The following is a 17,198-nucleotide window of genomic DNA, read 5'->3' as shown; positions in this document are numbered from 1 at the left end:
GCGTTCTGCCGGGGAGATTCGATGTCCGCGAGACAGTGGCTGCCGATCGTCGGCATCGCGATCCTGCTCGGCCTCGGCGCCTCCGCCGACGCGCAGATGCGAGGGCATGGCGGCCCCGTGCGCGCGCTCGCCGTGGCGCCGGGCGGTACGCTCGCGATCTCCGGTGGCTTCGATCAGGCCGCGATCCTGTGGGGCATCGAGACCGGCACGGCCCTGACGGTGCTGCGCTTCCACGACGGAGCGGTGAACGCGGTGGCCGCCCTCCCCGATGGCCGCTTCGCCACCGCTTCGGAGGATGGCCGCATCGCCCTCTGGCGCGCCGGCCAGGCGGAGCCGGAGCGGGTCTTTTCCGAGCATGCCGGTCCGGTCTCGGCCCTGGCGCTGGCACCGGACGGCCTCGCCCTCGCCTCGTCCTCGTGGGACGGCACGGTCCGCATCCGCGCCCTGTCGGGCGGTCCTGCGCGGGTCCTCGCGGGGCACCACGGCAACGTCAACGCCGTGGCTTTCCTGCCAGACGGGCGCCCGGTCTCGGCAGGCTACGACGCCACCGTGCGAATCTGGCCGTTAGCGGATGATGCCGGAGCCGTCCCCGTCGTGTTCACCCTGCCCACAATCCTGAACGCCCTGGCGGTGATGCAGGACGGCGAGATCGCGGCGGCGGGGGGCGATGCCGTCGTCCGGCTGCTGCGGCCCGATGGCCGCGTGCGGGCGGAGATCGATGTCGGCCCGAACCCAGTCATCGCGCTCGCGCCCTCTCCCGACGGTACCCGCATCGCGGCCGCCACGGCCGGAGGCGCCGTGGCGGTGATCGACCGCGCGGCGCGCACGATCCTGAGCCGCCTCGTCGGGCCCGGCCTGCCGGTCTGGTCCGTCGCGTGGCGTCCGGACGGAGGCGAACTCCTGACCGGCGGCGGCGATCGCCTGATCCGGCGCTGGGACGCACGAACCGGCGCGCCGATCGGCCCCCTGGCGATGCCGCGTCCCGCCGATGCCCTGGCGGCCTATCACGGCGACCGGGGTGCGGAGGTCTTCCGCGCCTGCGTCGCCTGCCACGCCCTGCGCCCAGAGGATGGCCCTCGCGCCGGCCCGTCGCTCGCAGGCATCATCGGCCGACGCATCGCCACGGCGCCGGACTACCGCTACTCGGACGCCCTCAAGGGCATGGACATCATCTGGGACGCGCGCACCATCGCGCAGCTGTTCGAGGTCGGCCCCGCGCGGTACACGCCCGGCACCCGGATGCCGGAGCAAACCATTACCAGCGCCGAGGACCGCGAGGCCCTGGTCCGGTTCCTGGAGCGGGCGACGGCGACACCCTGAGGCGCGTCAGACCGGCATCACCATGTAGCGGGCGTCGGCCCCGTAGCTCGCGAGCTTTTCCGCCAGGGCCGGGTCGACATCGGCGTTCGTGAAACCCCGCGCCCGCCAGAAATCCGCCGACGCGTTCACCGCCACGAGGGCGATGGCGCCCATGCCCATCATGCGCGACCGCCCGACAAGCAGTGCGAGGCCGGCGCGCGCGTGCCCGGCGCCGGACCGGTCGGGATGAACCCCGAGATCGTGCAGGTAGATCGCATCTCCCGCCCCCCGCAGCCCATCGAGGGGCCGGTTCAGGGAAGGAATTCGGCCGAGGGGCCACGGATAGGCGATCGCGTAGCCGGAGATGTCACCCTCCGCGCCCGCCAGGGTCAGGCAGAGGTCGCCCCCGAGCGCCAGCCGCTCGGCGAAGCGCGCGACGTCTTCCGGATGGTCGGGGAACAGCGCCCTGGCGAGGTGGTGAATGGCGGGCAGGTCCTCCGACCGCATGCTCCGCCAGTGCGGGACACCGATCATGCGCGGTGCGGTCGCCTCACTGCGGACCGCGCTCGCGCAGGTAATCCTCCGTCGTGCGGGGCTTGTCGCGGGCGGGGCCGGCGTGCGGATCGAAGCCCTGGTTCACCGCGACCTCGACGCGGCAATCCTCGCACATCATCAGGGCGCGGACGCGAGCCTCGCCGGCCGGACCCGTGAACATCCAGTGCCGGTCACGCAGCTTCTCGACCACGCGCTCGATGGTGCTGCGGGTGCCGAAGGGCTTCGCGCAGGTGATGCAGGCGAAGGGCTCTTCCTCCTTCACCACCCGGCGCGGCGCCTTCCAGGCCTCGAAGTCGACGCCGGGCATCAGGTCGATGACGTTCTCCGGACAGGTGTTGGCACAGAGGCCGCACTGGACGCAGAGGCTCTCCTCGAAGCCGAGGAAGGGCCGCTCCGCGCTGTCCGAGAGCGCATGGGTCGGGCAGGCGCCGACGCAGGCGAGGCAGAGCGTGCAATCCTCGGTGCGGAAGTTCAGTCCGCCGAACGGCGCGCCGGCAGCCAGGGCGATCCGGGGCACAGGTACGGGGGCCGCCGCGTGCATCTCGTTGAAGGCGAAGCGCAGCACCTCGCGCTTAGGCCCCACCGGCATGAACCGGGCGGGCGCCCGGGCGGGTGTTCCGGGCGCGGCCTCGGACAGGGCTGCCGCCAGGGCGTCCGGGTCGTCGGTCTCGATGATCGACACCACCGGGGCGCCGGCCGGGCCGCCATAGCCGAGACCCTGGGCCAGGACGTCGCCCAAGGCCACGACCCGGTGCAGGCTCACGAGGTCGTGCTTCGGCCGGGCGCGCGCCAGGATGCGGACGCCGGTCGCCCCGTAGGCGAGGAGCGCCGCGAAGGTCTCGGGCCCGAGTTGGGTGATCTCGTTGACGCGCACCGGCAGCACGTCGGCGGGCAGGCCGTCGCCGTGGCGGGCCAGCGCGTCGATCAGCGGTTCACCGTGCTCGCCGTCGTGGAACAGCACCGTGGGCGCGCGGCCCCCGGCCGCGCCGTAGGCGAGCATCAGGGTGCGCAGGCGCCGCATCAGGGCGTCGGCCGGGGGCAGCGCGTAGGCCGCCGCTCCGGTCGGACAGACGGAGGCACAGTTGCCGCAGCCGGCGCAGATGTAGGGATCGATCGCCACAGTGTCGCCGGCCGGCGCGATGGCGCCGGTGGGGCAGACCTCGAGGCAGCGGGTACAGCCGGTGATCCGCGAGCGGGAATGGGCGCAGAGGTCGGCGTGGAAGTCGACGAAGCGCGTCTTGTCGAAGGTGCCGACGAGGTGGGAGGCCCGGCCGATCACCCGCTCGACGGCGGCCGGGTCGCGCGGATCGGCGCGCAGGTAGCCGAGCCGGACCTCGTGCGCCGGGAACAGGGCCGTGCCGCCGGTCAGATCGATGAGGATGTCGCAGGTGGAGGTGGCGCCGCTGCGGCCGGGGCCGAATTCCAGGTGGGTGCGCGAGGACGGCGCGGGCAGCGCGTAATCGTCGATGCGCAGGTCGAAGGCCCCGAGGCGGCCCTTCGCGCCCGCGATGGTGCCTCGCACCACGGGGAAGTCATTGCGCTGGGGCGGCTCCACCGCCTCGGGCCGGGTGAGCAGCACGGTCACGTCGAGGTGCTCGGCGAGGCGCCGCCCGGCCTCGATGGCTGCGGCGTCGCGGCCGTAGATTAGCGCCACGCCCCGGCTCTCGATCGCCACCGTGGCGGCATCCGGCAGCGGTTCCGCGCAGGCGGCGAGGAGGGCCGCCATCTTCGGGCCGGCGGCCTTGGCTTGGCTCGACCAGCCGGCGGTCTCGCGGATCTTGGCGTAGCTGACCCGGTCCTCGGCCCCGAGTTCGGCGGCGACCTCGTCGAAGAGCGGGGCCTGCAAGGTGCAGGAGATCGTGACCGACGCGCCGGTGCCGAGGGCTTCGCGGACCCGGTCCAGTTCTCGCCCGCAGAGCTGGTCGGCGGTCTTCAGCCGGCCCCCGCAGCCGCGCCCGATGATTTCGGCATCGAGCGGCATCGTCCTCTCGCAGGAACAGGCGAACACGATACGGTCGGACACGCGGGAAACCTTGCGTTCGGGGGAAGCATGCGGCGCGGGCGGAGGGCCCTTCGCAGGATCGTCGGCCTCTTATATAGACTCGAAACGTTCAAAACGACGATCCGACACACCGGCGCAGCCCGCGTGCGAATCGCAGGGCTCCGATGACGCCCATCTAGCCGCGCCGCCTTTCCCTTGCGGCGCATGGTTTCCCGGAACATGTGCGTGCGACGGACCCGTGACCCCTTCGAGCCCTGATCTGCGCCCCATGCCCGCTCCCTCGATCGAGGACACCACCTTCGCACCCGTGCTGCCGCCCGCCTTCTGCGCCCGTGTGCTGCCACCGCCGGCCGATGCCTTCACGGAGGCCGTGCGCCTCGCGCGGTGCGACGGATCGGAGGCCGCCGGCACGCTGATCGTCGTCGCGCGCGCCGACGTGCTCGACTTCGCGGTGGTGTTGGCGCCCGAGGAGCCCCTGGTCTCGGCGCGGCGCGCGTTCCTCGCCGGAATGGTGGCGCTCGCCGACGCGGTCGGGGCGCATGGCCCGCCCGAGATGCCCCTCACCTTCCGCTGGCCCGATACCCTGGTGTTCGACGGGGCCCGCCTCGGCGGTGGCCGGTTCGCCGCGCCGGACGCCTGCGCCGAGGACGCGGTGCCCGAATGGCTGGTCTTTTCCGGCATGCTGATCCTGTCGAAAGCGGCGGCGGGCGATCCCGGCCTGACGCCGGACTCGACCGCCCTCGACGAGGAGGGCTTTCCCGCCGGCATCGCGGTGCCGCTCGTCGAGAGCTTCGCCCGCAACCTCATCCGGGCCTTCGACGGCTGGGCTGAGGCCGGCTTCGGTGATCTGGCCGGGCGCTACCTCGCCCACTTGCCGGTGCCGCAGGGCGTGGCCGCGCGGATCGACGCGGGCGGCGACGTGATCCTGAACGACGTGGAGCGTTGGCCGCTGGCGCCGCTCCTGGCCGAGCCGGCCTGGCGCGACCCCGAGACCGGGACGGTGCGGCTGTGAGCGCTCTCAGGCTGCCGCGTACCTTGCGCCTCGATCCCTCCGACACCTTCGTGTTCACGCATCCGGCGGAACCCGGAGAATGGGCGGTGACGGGCTCGTTCCTGTTCTGGGACGCGGACCTCGCGGCGCTGGAGGGCAAGGCCCGGGCGGCGTTCCGCTCTGGCTTCGTCGGGGTCGCCTCCCTCGGGTTCTCGACGCTGGTGGTGGTGAGCGAGGCCAGCGAGGCGGAGCGGGACGCGGCCGTGGAGGATCTCGCCCGGCACATCCACGAGCGCCTCGGCGCCCCGGACCGCGAAGCCGCGCGGGCTGCGGCCCGCGAGGAAATCGCCTTCGCCGCCTCGCTCTGCAACCTGCCCGTCGGCAGCGTCGTGGCGATGCACCGCACCGTGCAGGACGGCGAGATCGCGGAAGCCTTCCGCACCCTGCATCAGCGCGATCCCGCCCTGCCGGGGGCCGACCGTCTGCACGCCCATGCGCGCGCCTTCCATTTCATCGAGACCGACGAGGAGGAGCCCGAGGAACGGGCGGACCTGATCGGCCTCGCGCGCACCCGACCGGAAACCTGAGCCATGCGCACGACCAGACAACCGAGGACAGTGCGATGACCGAGTTCTGGGTCTCCAGCGGCCATCACCTCACCCGGCGCACGGAGGGGGGCGGCCTCGGCGTGACGGACGAACTCATCCTCGCCTATCTCGCGCGGCCCGAACTCGTTCCACCGGAGGACGCCTGCGACGCAGAGCGCCGGCTGTACGCGGACCTGCGCGCGGAACCGCGCCGGGCCGTCCCGCCGGAGGCGGTGTTGGCCATCGCCGATGCGGACGCGCGCGAGAACTGGGCGGTGCTGCTCGCCTTCCGCGATCGCCTGCTCGCCGCGCGCTCCATCGAGGCGGCCTATCTCGACCTCGTGCGCGGCGGCCTGCAGGGCACGCCGTCGCTGTTCCTGAATCAGCTCGTCCACCTCATCCTGCGCAACGCCCTCGACGGATGCGACGACCCCTTCGTCCTGCGCGCCGCCGAGCTGTTCTTCCGGGCCCAGCGCGTAAGCCGCCTCGACGGGGCGGTCCTCCTCGCCGATTCCGAGGTGATCGAGGCGCGGGAAGGCTCGGCGCCGCTCTCGCCCCTGGTCACGATGCTCGGCAAGGAGGCGGCCAACGAACTCGACATCCTCAACGTCGAGAATGCTTGGAGCTACTGGAGCCGCTCGGACGCCTTCTCGATGGCGCTGAACCTCGGCTCCAGTTCCCCGAGCCGTGCGGGGCTCGCCCGCGTGATCGAGGCCTTCATCGGCCACCTGTTGAACCTGGAGGTCCGGGTCGAACCCCTGGAGGCGCTGGAGGATTCCGACTGGCGCTGGTTCGTCGGCCTCGACGCCGAGGCGACGCGGATCGGCAACGCGCTCTGGCGCGGGGAAGCGGTGGACGAGGCCGATCGGGCACGGGTCATCGCGATCTTTCGGCTGACCTTCGCGGACCCGCAGCGCGTGGACCCGGCGGTCGGCGACCGGCCGGTCTACCTGCTGCTTGCCGCCAGCCCGGCCAATCTCGTCACCCTGAAACCGCAGAACCTGATCGTCGGGCTGCCCCTCGCGGGTCTCCCGTCCGGCTCCTGAGGCCCGAACGGCGCCCCGGCGCATTGTCCCGACGCGTGAAGGAAGAGGCGATGCCCGAGAACCACTTCGAGGTCGGCGTGCTGGTGGCTCGCCGGCGCCTGCGCGGCCCCTGGGCGAGTCATGCCTGGATGCCCGTCGCGGTCCTGCCGGCAGCACCACCCGTGGCGGCCTGGACCAAACTCTCCGAGACCGAGGAGGAGGTGGTGTTCTATGCTGGCGCCTTCGACGTCCTGCTCCATCCGGCCGAGACCTCGCATTACCGCGACAACCTCGTCTCCGGCCGCCCTGCCCTCTGGGTCGCGCTGCGCAAGCTCGACGAGGATCGCTACGAGGTCGCGGCCGTGACCGCAGACCCCTACGAGGGAGAATCGATGGCGGAGGGCATCGGCGAGATCGTCGAGGCGGTTCCGATGCCGGCTGAGTCGCAGGGCGTGCTGCAGGCGTTCTTCGAAGCCTTCCACATCGAGCGCAAGTTCGAGAAGCGCAAGCGCGACCGGGCCGATCCGGAAGCCCTGGCGCGCGGTGGACAGGGCAAGGGCCGTGGCGAGGGGCGCGGGGAATGAGCGACGGCATCCTCTCGCGCTGGTCCCGGCGTAAGCGGGCGGTGCAAGCCGCCGAAGAGGCCGCGCAGCGGGAGGCCGAGCAGGCCGCCCGCGCGGCGGCTTTACCCCCGCCCGAGGTGGAAACGTCCCTCCCCGCCGTCTCCGCGCAGGGTAATCCCGCAATGCTGCCGGGTGCCGCTGACGAGGCCGACGCCTTGGCCGAGGCGATCGCCCGTCTGCCGAAGCTCGAGGACCTGACGGCCCAGACCGACCTCGCCCCCTTTCTGCGCACCGGCATTCCCTCCGCCCTGCGGAATGCCGCGCTGCGCAAGATGTGGTCCGTCGACCCTGGCATCCGCGACTTCGTCAGCGAGGCGCGGGACTACGCCTACGACTGGAACACGCCGGGCGGCGTACCGGGACTCGGTCCGATGCTGCCCACCGACGACATCAAGGCGATGGTCGAGCGCGTGATGACCGGTCCTCCGCCCTTGGCGCCGGTTGCGACCGATCCGAGCCAGACCGAACCGGCCGATGAAACCGGCGTCGCGGCCGAGGCCGAACTCCCGGCCGAACTGCCGGCGGCATTTCCGCCCGATCCGGATGAGGCCATGGCGCAGGCGGCGCCTAATCCGTCCTCGGATCAGGTCGAGGCATTTCAATCGCCCGCAATTGTATCGCGGCTGCGACGCCATGGCGGGGCAATGCCGGTCTGAACGATAGATTCGCGATTGCAGCCGATGCAAACGCTTTTTATCATAGATACAAAGTAGCAGGTCCCTCGAGAGGGCCGGCCCGGGACGGATGGGATCGAGGAGTGGAATGCGTTCCGTTGCGCCGCTTTCAGAGGCATCGGCAGATAGCGGTCCCGGTATGTCTGCGCCGATCCACTCTGACGGTCACGCGAGCTTGATCGTGGACGACGTCGATCTGCTGCGTGCGCAGCAATATGATCTCCTCGCCGTCCTGCTCGGTCGGGCGCCGGACGCGCGGTTGCTCGGGGCGCTCGCGGGCCTGAAGGGCGGCGACAGCGTGCTCGGGCGCGAAGTCGCCGCGCTCGGTGCGCTGGCGGAGTCCGCGACTGTGAAGGCAGTCGAGCGGGAGTACTTCGACCTGTTCATCGGTGTCGGGCGCGGCGAGCTCCTTCCCTACGCCTCCTACTACCTCACCGGTTTCCTCAACGAGCGTCCCCTCGCCCGGGTCCGGGACGACCTCGCGTCCCTCGGGATCGAGCGCGACGAGGCGATGACCGAACCGGAGGATCACCTCGCGGTTCTCCTCGACGTGATGGCCGGCCTCGCGGCCGGGCGTTTCCCGGCCGAAGCCGGAGCCGAGCGGGCGTTCTTCCAACGGCACCTCGCCCCCTGGGCGGGGCGCTTCTTCGCGGATCTGGAACGCGCCCGCGCGGCGCATGTCTATCGTGCGGTGGGCGCCCTCGGGCGCGCCTTCGTGGAGATCGAGGCTGCGGCCTTCGCCATGGATGCCTGAGGCGGCATCCGTAGACCGATTGATCGAGGCGCGCGCCTTCGCGGCTGCCGCTTCCTGAGGAGTGTCGACGATGGGACAGGAACAGAAGGACCAGCTCGGTCGTCGCCAGTTCTTCCGGGCGCTCGGCGGCGGAACGGTGGCGGCGGCGGTCGGCATCTCGACCGCGCCGATGACCGCCACCGAGGCCCAGGCCTACGATCCGGGCACGGACGAGACCCGGTCGCGCTATCGCCTCAGCGACGAGGTGAAGGCGTTCTACCGGACCAACGGCTACGAAACGATCCAGAACAGCACCAACGCCGCCGGAAAGAAGTGAGTCTGCGATGCTGACCAAGCGCAAGAGCGGCGAGGCGAGCCGCACCAAGCATCAGGCCGTCGCGGCCGGCCTCGCGGCCGGGGTCCTCGACCGGCGCGGTTTCCTGAAGAAGTCCGGCCTCACCGCCGGCGCCCTGGCCGCCGCCGGCACGATCCAGCTCGGCGCCGTGCGGCAGGCGCGTGCGGCCGGCTCGTCGGCGACGGGGCCGGACGTTCAGGTGAAGAAGAACATCTGCACCCACTGCTCGGTCGGCTGCACCGTGACGGCCGAAGTCGTCAACGGCGTCTGGGTCGGCCAGGAGCCGTCCTATGCCAGCCCGATCAATCGCGGCACGCACTGCGCCAAGGGCGCGGCGATCCGTGAGCTCGTCTCCTCGGACCGTCGCTTGAAGTACCCGATGAAGCTCGTCGGCGGGCAGTGGCAGCGGGTGTCCTGGGAGCAGGCGATCGAGGAGATCGGCGACAAGCTCGGCGCTATCCGCGAGAAGAACGGCGCCGATTCCGTCTACTGGCTCGGCTCGGCCAAGTTCACCAACGAGGCCGCCTACCTGATGCGCAAGTTCGGCGCGTTCTGGGGCACGAACTCCGTCGACCATCAGGCCCGCATCTGCCACTCGACCACGGTGGCGGGTGTCGCCAACACCTGGGGCTACGGCGCCCAGACGAATTCCTACAACGACATCCGCAACGCCAAGACGATGATCATCCTGGGCGGCAACCCCGCCGAGGCACACCCGGTCTCCATGCAGCACGTGCTGTCGGGCAAGGAGATCAACCGTGCGAACATGATCGTCATCGATCCGCGCTTCACCCGCACGGCCGCCCACGCCACCGAGTACGTGCGCATCCGCTCGGGCACCGACATCCCGGTGGTCTGGGGCATCCTCTGGCACGTCTTCCAGAACGGCTGGGAGGACAAGGAGTTCATCGCCCAGCGCGTGTACGCCATGGACGACGTCCGCAAGGAAGTCGCCAAGTGGAATCCGGAAGAGGTCGAGCGCGTCTCCGGCGTGCCGGGCGAGCAGCTTCGCCGCGTGGCGGAGATGTTCGCCAAGGAGAAGCCCGCCACCCTGATCTGGTGCATGGGCGCGACCCAGCACACGGTCGGCACCGCCAACGTGCGCGCGCTCTGCATCCTGTGCCTGGCCACCGGCAACGTCGGCAAGCCGGGCACGGGCGCCAACATCTTCCGCGGCCACACCAACGTGCAGGGGGCCACCGATATGGGCCTCGATGTCACGTCGCTGCCGCTCTACTACGGCCTCGTCGAAGGCGGCTGGCGGCACTGGGCCCGGGTCTGGGATGTGCCCTACGAGTGGCTGCAATCCCGCTTCGACGAAGTGCCCGCCCAGGCCGGTCGCAAGGCGCGCACCCGCAAGGAAAACATGGAGGCGCCCGGCATCACCTCCACCCGGTGGTTCGATGCCGTGAACCTTCCGCCCGAGCAGATCGACCAGCGCAGCCCAGTCAAGGCCTTCATGGTCTTCGGCCATGGCGGCAACACGGTCACCCGTCTGCCCGAGGCGATCGAGGGCATGAACAAGCTCGAGCTGCTGGTCGTGGCCGATCCCCATCCGACCACGTTCGCGGCCTTGGACGCCCGTCAGGACAACACCTACCTTCTGCCGATCTGCACCTCGCTCGAGATGGAGGGCTCGCGCACCGCCTCGAACCGCACGATCCAGTGGGGCGAGCAGATCGTGAAGCCGGCCTTCGAGTCGAAGAACGACTACGAGGTCCTGTATCTCCTGGCCAAGAAACTCGGTTTCGCCGACACCCTGTTCAAGGGCATCAAGGTCAACAACAACGTCCCCGACGCCGAGGATCTCCTGCGTGAGATCAACCGCGGCGGCTGGTCGACGGGCTATTCCGGGCAGAGCCCGGAGCGCCTGAAGGCGCACATGCGCAACCAGGCCAAGTTCGATCTCATCACCTTACGCGCACCGAAGGACGACCCGGAGGTGGGCGGCGAGTATTACGGCCTTCCCTGGCCGTGCTGGGGCAAGCCCGAGCTCAAGCATCCCGGCTCACCGATCCTCTACAACACGAGCCTGCACGTGAAGGAGGGTGGCAGCACCTTCCGCGCCCGCTTCGGGACCGAGCGCAACGGGCAGACGCTCCTGGCCGAGGACAGCTTCACCAAGGGGTCCGACCTCACGGACGGCTATCCCGAATTCACCTTCGGCGTGTTCAAGAAGCTCGGCTGGGACAAGGACCTGCGGCCGGACGAACTCGCCACAATCCTCAAGATCGGTGGCGACAAGCCCGACACCGTCAGCTGGGCCACCGACCTGTCGGGCGGCATCCAGCGGGTCTGCCTCGACCACGGCGTGATCCCGTTCGGCAACGGCAAGGCCCGCGCGAATGCCTGGAACCTGCCCGACCCGGTTCCGGTGCACCGTGAGCCGGTCTACACGCCGCGCCCCGACCTCGTGGCGAAGTACCCGACCCGCCCCGACGAACGGCAGCTGCGCATGCCCAATATCGGCTTCTCGGTGCAGAAGGCGGCGGTCGAGCGCAACGTGGCGCGCGACTTCCCCATCATCCTCACCTCCGGCCGCCTCGTCGAATACGAGGGCGGCGGCGAGGAGACCCGCTCGAACCCGTGGCTCGCCGAATTGCAGCAGGACATGTTCGTCGAGATCAACACCGGGGACGCCGCCGAGCGCGGCATCAAGGACGGCGCCTGGGTCTGGGTCACGGGCGCCGAGAACAGCTCCAAGGCCAAGATGAAGGCGCTGGTCACCGACCGCGTCGGCAAGGGCGTCGCCTTCATGCCCTTCCACTTCTCGGGTTGGTACGAGGGCAAGGACATGCGCGACTACTACCCGAAGGGCACCGACCCGGTGGTGCTCGGCGAGAGCGTGAACTCGGTGACCACCTACGGCTTCGATCCTGTGACGGGCATGCAGGAAACGAAGTGTACCCTGTGCCAGATCAAGGCCGCGTGAGAGGAGCGCATCCATTATGGCCCGTATGAAGTTCCTCTGTGACGCCGACCGTTGCATCGAGTGCAACGCCTGCGTCACCGCGTGCAAGAACGAGCACGAGGTGCCCTGGGGCATCAACCGCCGTCGCGTCGTGACGCTGAACGACGGCAAGCCGGGCGAGCGCTCGGTCTCCATGGCGTGCATGCACTGCACCGACGCGCCCTGCGCCGCCGTGTGCCCGGTGAACTGCTTCTACACCACGGCGGATGCCGTGGTGCTGCACTCCAAGGACATCTGCATCGGCTGCGGCTACTGCTTCTACGCCTGCCCGTTCGGCGCGCCCCAGTATCCGCGCGTCGGCAATTTCGGCTCGCGCGGCAAGATGGACAAGTGCACCTACTGCTCGGGTGGTCCGGAGCCGGACCTGTCGGTAGCGGAGTACGAGAAGTACGGTTCGAATCGCCTTGCCGAGGGCAAGCTCCCACTCTGTGCCGAGATGTGTTCGACCAAGGCCCTGCTCGCCGGCGACGGTGAGATGATCGCCGAGATCTACAAGCAGCGCGTGATCAAGCGCGGCTACGGCTCCGGCGCCTGGGGCTGGAAGACGGCCTACCGCGAGACCGTCGCGATCTGATCGCCACGGACATGCACGAGGGATCGCCGCCCACGTGGCTTTCCCGGACGACACGACACGCGAAAGGAACGCCGATGCGGCGGGCAGTCACGCTTCTCAGCACCCTCGTCCTCGCCACGACGCTCCTCGTCGCGCCGGGGGCGTTCGCGCCCGTCCAGGCGCAGAACCCGATCACCAAGGACGGCCAGAACCCGATGGGCGCCAAACCCACGGCCGATTCCGTCAACGAGGAATTCTTGTTCAAGAACGCGGACAAGATCACCGGTCGCGTCAGCATTCCCGACAAGAAGTCCCAGAACCTGATCCAGCCGCAGGGCCGCGAGTACCAGTCCTTCCGGGAGGGCTACCTGCCCTGGATCGGCGCGGCCTTCATCCTCGGGATGATCGGGGCACTGGGCGCATTCTTCCTCTGGCGCGGCCGCATCCTCACCGACGACACCCAGGAATCGGGGCGCAAGATCCTGCGCTTCAACGCTTTCGAACGCTTCACGCACTGGATGACGGCGGTGTGCTTCATCATCCTGTCGCTGTCGGGCCTGAACTACATCTTCGGTAAGCGCCTGCTGATGCCGCTGATCGGCCCCGAGGCCTTCGGTGCCCTGGCCCAGTGGGCGAAGTATGCCCACGTCTATCTCGCCTGGCCGTTCATGTTCGGCGTCACGATGATGTTCGTGGTCTGGATCAAGGACAACATCCCGAACCGGATCGACTGGGCGTGGATCAAGGCCGGCGGCGGCTTCATCGGCAAGAAGCACCCCCACGCAGCCCGCTTCAACGCCGGCCAGAAGGGCGTGTTCTGGATGGTCGCCGGCTTCGGCGCCGCCATGGGCGTCACCGGCGTGATGATGCTGTTCCCCTTCGCGCTCCTGGACATCAACGGCATGCAGGTCATGCAGGTGATCCACTCGCTGATCGGCATCGTCTTCATCGCCGGCATCCTGGCGCATATCTACATCGGCACGCTCGGCATGAAGGGCGCCTACGATGCCATGGGCAGCGGCAAGGTCGATCTCGCCTGGGCGCGCGCGCACCACGACCTCTGGGTCGAGCAGGAGCAGGCCAAGACCTTGAGTGGGCCGCAAATCGGCGGCGGCCGTCGTCACCCGGCCCCGGCCGAATAACGCAATCAGGCCGCACCGGCGGCGGCAAGGACCACGATCCATGAGAGCCTTCATCGTCGCCGTGATCGCCGCCATCGGGCTCGGCGTCGCCGCCATGTACGCGCTGACCGCGAACCAGAAATTCGCCTATCAGGCGTTCGCCACGACGGGCGCGCGCGTCTCGGAGCCGGGCGCCAACCTCGTGGGCGAGAAGTGGACCGGCAATCCGAGCACCAACGACACGAGCGAGTCGGCCCACGGCAAGGCCACCGGCGAGCCGTCGCACCCGAAGCGCTCATGACACCCGCGCCCCGGCCCACGATCCGGGCCGGCGGCCTTTCCGATGCGCCTGGATTCCAGGGGACCGAGCATGATCCACCGTCTGCCCTTCGCCGCGCTCCTCCTCACGAGCGCGCTGATCGCGCCGAGCGCCTTCGCGCAGGAAGCGGTGCCCGCTGCGGCACCGGCCGCCGGCCCTGCGAACCTGTGCCAGGAACTCGTGGCCTTCGTGAAGAAGCCTGAGGAGAAGAAGCAGGAGGCGGCGACCCCGGCGGCGCAGTCGACGGCGGTGTCCAACCCCTCGGGCAAGAGCGAGGGTCAGCCCTCCGCCTCGGGCGGCCAGCCGCAGCAGAATTCAGGTTTGAGCGGCACCACCACGGCGCCGGCGAAAGCGCCGGGCAGCGAGGCCCCCGCTCCTGCCCCTGCCAGCCCGGCGACGGACGGCAAGTCGGCAAGCGGCGACAACACCATCAAGGATGGCATGCCGGCGCTTGCGCGAGCCAATGCCGCCGCGAAGGTGCCGCCGCCGCCCGCCCCGTCGGCCCCGAGCCCGAAGCCCGACGAGGCGCTGATCGCCAAGATCGACGCGGCGGCCGCAGCCAACGACCAGGCGACCTGCCGTGCCGCCGCCCGGACCATGCGGGTCGCCGGCGTGATCATGCCGCCACCCCTGCTGGCGCTGTCCGCCCTGAACCCAGAATTCTTCGCCGGCTCGCAGCCCTGAGCGCGTGACCGGCCTCCCGGATCGCCCGTTCGAACATCTGCCCCCGCGCCCGCCGATCGGGCGGGACACGCGACTTTGCATGTCGCTGTCCGGCCGGCCGGGACATTTCGGCTCGCGCTTCCACAACCGGCTCTACGCCCTGCTCGGGCTCGACTACGTCTATAAGGCCTTCACCACCATCGATCTGGCAGGCGCCGTCGGCGGCATCCGCGCCCTCGGGATTCGCGGATGCGCGGTCTCGATGCCGTTCAAGGAGGCGGTGATCCCGCTCCTCGATGCCCTCGATCCCTCCGCTCAGGCGATCGACAGCGTGAACACCATCGTCAACGACGATGGTCGCCTGACGGGCTTCAACACCGACTACGTCGCGGTCCGGCGTCTCCTGGCTGAGCACGCAGTCGATCCCGCGACACCGTTCCTGCTACGCGGCTCGGGCGGCATGGCCAAGGCGGTGGTCGCGGCCTTGCGGGATAGCGGCTTTCGCAACGGGACGGTCCTCGCGCGCAACGCGCGGGCCGGCGCTGCCCTGGCGGAACGCTACGGGTTCGCGTTCGCGACCGATCTCGAGGGCCGCACGGCGCCGCTCCTCGTCAACGTCACCCCGATTGGCATGGAGGGGCCGGACGCGGACGCGCTGGCGTTCCCGCTCGACGCGATCGCGGCCTGCGCGATCGCCTTCGACGTGGTCGCGTTGCCGGCGCGCACACCCTTTCTGGCAGCGGCCGAGCGTGCGGGCAGATCCTGCATCACCGGACACGCGGTGCTCGTGCTCCAGGGCCTCGAGCAGTTCATCCGCTACACCGGCGTGACACCGACCCCGGAGCAGGTGGCGGACGCGGCCGCCTACGCCCGGACCTGACGACCCGAGCGAAGGCGGCCGACGCCTAGTCTCATAGGATTTCCGAATGAAGGCGTCGGTCTGCCTGCGCGCTCCCCAACCCTCTCCCAGACGGGAGAGGGGGCCCGTTCCGACCAGCCCGACCGAAGCGATCATCCGGCAGCGGTCTCAGCCCTCCGCGACCGCGTGGTTGCCCATGATCTCGAGGGCGCGCACCAGGGCCGAGTGATCCCGGTCGCCGGCCCCGTTGGCGACGCAGGCCGAGAAGAGCTGCTGGGCCAGGGCCGTGCCCGGCAGGGCGAGGCCGAGGAACTTGGCGCCTTCGAGCGCGAGGTTCAGGTCCTTCTGGTGCAGGGCGATGCGGAACCCCGGATCGAAGGTGCGCTTGATCATGCGCTCGCCGTGCAGTTCGAGGATGCGCGACGTGGCGAGGCCGCCGGTGATGGCCTGACGGACCTTGGCCGGATCGGCACCGGCCTTCGAGGCGAAGAGCAGACCCTCGGCCACCGCCTCGATGGTCAACGCCACGATGATCTGGTTGGCGACCTTGGCGACCTGACCGGCACCCACTTCGCCCACATGCGTCACGGTCTTGCCCATCAGGTCGAAGAGCGGTTTCACGCGGGCGAAGGTCTCCTCGTTGCCGCCGACCATGATGGAGAGCGCGGCGTTCTTGGCACCGACCTCGCCGCCGGAGACCGGCGCGTCGAGGTACTCTGCGCCCCGCTCGGCGAGGCGCGCGGCGAAATCGCGGGTGGCGATCGGCGAGATCGAGCTCATGTCGACCACCACCGCACCGCGCTTCACGCCCTCGGCGACGCCGTCGGCGCCGAACAGCACGGCCTCCACGTCGGGGGTGTCGGGCAGCATCAGGATGATCACGTCCGAGCGTTCGGCCACTTCGGCGGCGGTAGCGCAGGAATGGCCGCCGGCCGAGACCAGGGCTTCCGGCACCTGCCGGCGGGTCTTCAGGGCGAGGCTGTGACCGCCCGCGATGAGATGGCCGGCCATGGGCGCGCCCATGATGCCGAGGCCGATGAATCCGACGTTCATATCTGTCTCCGGGGTGAAGGCGTCAGCGGAAGCGCGCGGCCAGCGCCTCGGAGGTCCGGGCCAGCAGGCCCATGTCCGAGCCGACCGCGGTGAAACGGGTGCCAGCCGCGATGTAGCGGTGCGCCAGTTCCTCGTTGGCGGTGAGGATGCCGGCATGTTTGCCGGTGCGGCGGATGCGGGCGATCGTCTCTTCCACGACCGCGACCACGTCGGGGTGGTTCTGCTGGCCGATGTAGCCGAGGCTGGTGGAGAGGTCGCCGGGCCCGATGAAGACGCCGTCGACACCCTCGACGCCCGCGATCTCCTCGAGGTTGTCGAGGGCGCGGCGCGACTCGATCTGGACCGCCACGAAGATCTCGGCCTCGCAGCGGGCGTGATAGTTCGGGATGCGGCCGAAGCGGGCGGCGCGCGGAGCCTGCGAGAAGCCACGCACCCCGCGCGGGGCGTAACGGGTGGCCGCGACGGCGCGGGCGGCCTGGTCGGCATCGTCGATGTTGGGGATCATCAGCGATTGGACGCCGGTGTCGAGGATGCGCTTGATCGCGATGGGCTCGTCGCTCGGCATCCGCACCATGGCGTTGGCCGAGCCCTCCATCATGGATTGAACCTGCGCATAGACGTCGCGCAGGTCGTTGGCGGAGTGCTCCATGTCGAGGAGCAGCCAGTCGAAGCCGGAGCCGGCCACGACCTCGGTGGAGATCGGGCTGGCGAGGCTGCACCAGAGGCCGATCTGCTGCTGGCCGCCATTGAGCGCCGCCTTGAAGCGGTTGGTGAGGATATCGGTCATCGTCGCGTCTCCGGAGTTGGGGGTCGGC

The 17,198-nt window shown here is 70.0% G+C and carries 17 protein-coding genes and 1 pseudogene; 14 read left to right on the top strand and 4 right to left on the bottom strand.

The window, feature by feature from the left end; translation table 11 throughout:
• Positions 1 to 21: 21 nt before the first annotated feature.
• Positions 22 to 1,320, top strand: a complete 1,299-nt coding sequence (locus MKK58_RS11560; protein ID WP_243912207.1) for a c-type cytochrome — start codon at positions 22 to 24, stop codon at positions 1,318 to 1,320.
• A gap of 6 nt (positions 1,321 to 1,326) precedes the next feature.
• Here the strand turns inward: MKK58_RS11560 and MKK58_RS11555 are convergent, their stop codons facing one another.
• Positions 1,327 to 1,806 carry a GNAT family N-acetyltransferase gene (locus MKK58_RS11555; RefSeq protein ID WP_243912206.1) on the bottom strand — a complete coding sequence of 160 codons (480 nt, stop codon included), beginning with the start codon at positions 1,804 to 1,806 and terminating at the stop codon, positions 1,327 to 1,329.
• A 43-nt stretch (positions 1,807 to 1,849) separates the two neighbouring features.
• Complete coding sequence (locus MKK58_RS11550; RefSeq protein ID WP_243912205.1) at positions 1,850 to 3,835, bottom strand: 4Fe-4S binding protein; 1,986 nt, start codon at positions 3,833 to 3,835, stop codon at positions 1,850 to 1,852.
• Positions 3,836 to 4,124: 289 nt separating this feature from the next.
• Between MKK58_RS11550 and MKK58_RS11545 the strand changes: the two genes are divergently transcribed.
• The 13 genes from MKK58_RS11545 (at position 4,125) to MKK58_RS11485 (ending at position 15,351) form a co-directional block, all read left to right on the top strand.
• Positions 4,125 to 4,868 carry a biotin/lipoate--protein ligase family protein gene (locus MKK58_RS11545; RefSeq protein ID WP_243912204.1) on the top strand — a complete coding sequence of 248 codons (744 nt, stop codon included), beginning with the start codon at positions 4,125 to 4,127 and terminating at the stop codon, positions 4,866 to 4,868.
• Positions 4,865 to 5,434 carry a DUF6505 family protein gene (locus MKK58_RS11540; protein ID WP_243912203.1) on the top strand — a complete coding sequence of 190 codons (570 nt, stop codon included), beginning with the start codon at positions 4,865 to 4,867 and terminating at the stop codon, positions 5,432 to 5,434. The genes MKK58_RS11545 and MKK58_RS11540 overlap by 4 nt, the downstream gene beginning before the upstream one ends.
• A 35-nt stretch (positions 5,435 to 5,469) precedes the next feature.
• Positions 5,470 to 6,480 carry a DUF6352 family protein gene (locus MKK58_RS11535; protein WP_243912202.1) on the top strand — a complete coding sequence of 337 codons (1,011 nt, stop codon included), beginning with the start codon at positions 5,470 to 5,472 and terminating at the stop codon, positions 6,478 to 6,480.
• Positions 6,481 to 6,530: 50 nt separating this feature from the next.
• The gene (locus tag MKK58_RS11530) at positions 6,531 to 7,043 is read left to right on the top strand and encodes a DUF3305 domain-containing protein (RefSeq protein WP_243912201.1); all 513 of its coding nucleotides are present in this window, start codon (positions 6,531 to 6,533) and stop codon (positions 7,041 to 7,043) included.
• The gene (locus tag MKK58_RS11525) at positions 7,040 to 7,738 is read left to right on the top strand and encodes a DUF3306 domain-containing protein (RefSeq protein WP_243912200.1); all 699 of its coding nucleotides are present in this window, start codon (positions 7,040 to 7,042) and stop codon (positions 7,736 to 7,738) included. Before MKK58_RS11530 ends, MKK58_RS11525 begins: the two co-directional genes overlap by 4 nt.
• A gap of 157 nt (positions 7,739 to 7,895) precedes the next feature.
• A complete protein-coding gene (locus MKK58_RS11520) occupies positions 7,896 to 8,510 on the top strand; it encodes a molecular chaperone (protein ID WP_243912199.1) in 615 nt (204 codons plus the stop codon).
• A gap of 70 nt (positions 8,511 to 8,580) precedes the next feature.
• On the top strand, positions 8,581 to 8,826 hold the full coding sequence (locus tag MKK58_RS11515; protein ID WP_243912198.1) for a formate dehydrogenase: 246 nt from the start codon (positions 8,581 to 8,583) through the stop codon (positions 8,824 to 8,826).
• A gap of 7 nt (positions 8,827 to 8,833) precedes the next feature.
• Entirely contained in the window at positions 8,834 to 11,776 is a 2,943-nt protein-coding gene (locus MKK58_RS11510; RefSeq protein ID WP_243912197.1) for a formate dehydrogenase subunit alpha, read from the top strand.
• 16 nt (positions 11,777 to 11,792) lie between these two features.
• Entirely contained in the window at positions 11,793 to 12,389 is a 597-nt protein-coding gene (fdh3B, locus tag MKK58_RS11505) for a formate dehydrogenase FDH3 subunit beta (RefSeq protein ID WP_055955987.1), read from the top strand.
• A 74-nt stretch (positions 12,390 to 12,463) separates the two neighbouring features.
• Entirely contained in the window at positions 12,464 to 13,510 is a 1,047-nt protein-coding gene (locus MKK58_RS11500; RefSeq protein ID WP_243912196.1) for a formate dehydrogenase subunit gamma, read from the top strand.
• Between the two features lie 40 nt (positions 13,511 to 13,550).
• Complete coding sequence (locus MKK58_RS11495) at positions 13,551 to 13,790, top strand: hypothetical protein (protein WP_243912195.1); 240 nt, start codon at positions 13,551 to 13,553, stop codon at positions 13,788 to 13,790.
• 69 nt (positions 13,791 to 13,859) lie between these two features.
• The gene (locus MKK58_RS11490; protein WP_243912194.1) at positions 13,860 to 14,492 is read left to right on the top strand and encodes a hypothetical protein; all 633 of its coding nucleotides are present in this window, start codon (positions 13,860 to 13,862) and stop codon (positions 14,490 to 14,492) included.
• Between the two features lie 4 nt (positions 14,493 to 14,496).
• Positions 14,497 to 15,351, top strand: a complete 855-nt coding sequence (locus MKK58_RS11485) for a shikimate 5-dehydrogenase (protein ID WP_409565233.1) — start codon at positions 14,497 to 14,499, stop codon at positions 15,349 to 15,351.
• A 147-nt stretch (positions 15,352 to 15,498) separates the two neighbouring features.
• Here MKK58_RS11485 and MKK58_RS11480 read toward each other — a convergent pair.
• Both MKK58_RS11480 and MKK58_RS11475 read right to left on the bottom strand, forming a co-directional pair.
• Positions 15,499 to 16,386 (bottom strand): annotated as a pseudogene (locus MKK58_RS11480) (2-hydroxy-3-oxopropionate reductase); the annotation flags it as partial.
• Positions 16,387 to 16,405: 19 nt separating this feature from the next.
• Positions 16,406 to 17,170, bottom strand: a complete 765-nt coding sequence (locus MKK58_RS11475) for an HpcH/HpaI aldolase family protein (protein ID WP_243912191.1) — start codon at positions 17,168 to 17,170, stop codon at positions 16,406 to 16,408.
• Between the last annotated feature and the right edge of the window lie 28 nt (positions 17,171 to 17,198).

Origin of the sequence: Methylobacterium sp. J-078 (genome assembly GCF_022829285.1) — a bacterium.
Lineage (GTDB): Bacteria > Pseudomonadota > Alphaproteobacteria > Rhizobiales > Beijerinckiaceae > Methylobacterium.
Note: the sequence above shows the minus strand (reverse complement) of the source record. Positions and strands in the feature narration are given on the sequence as shown.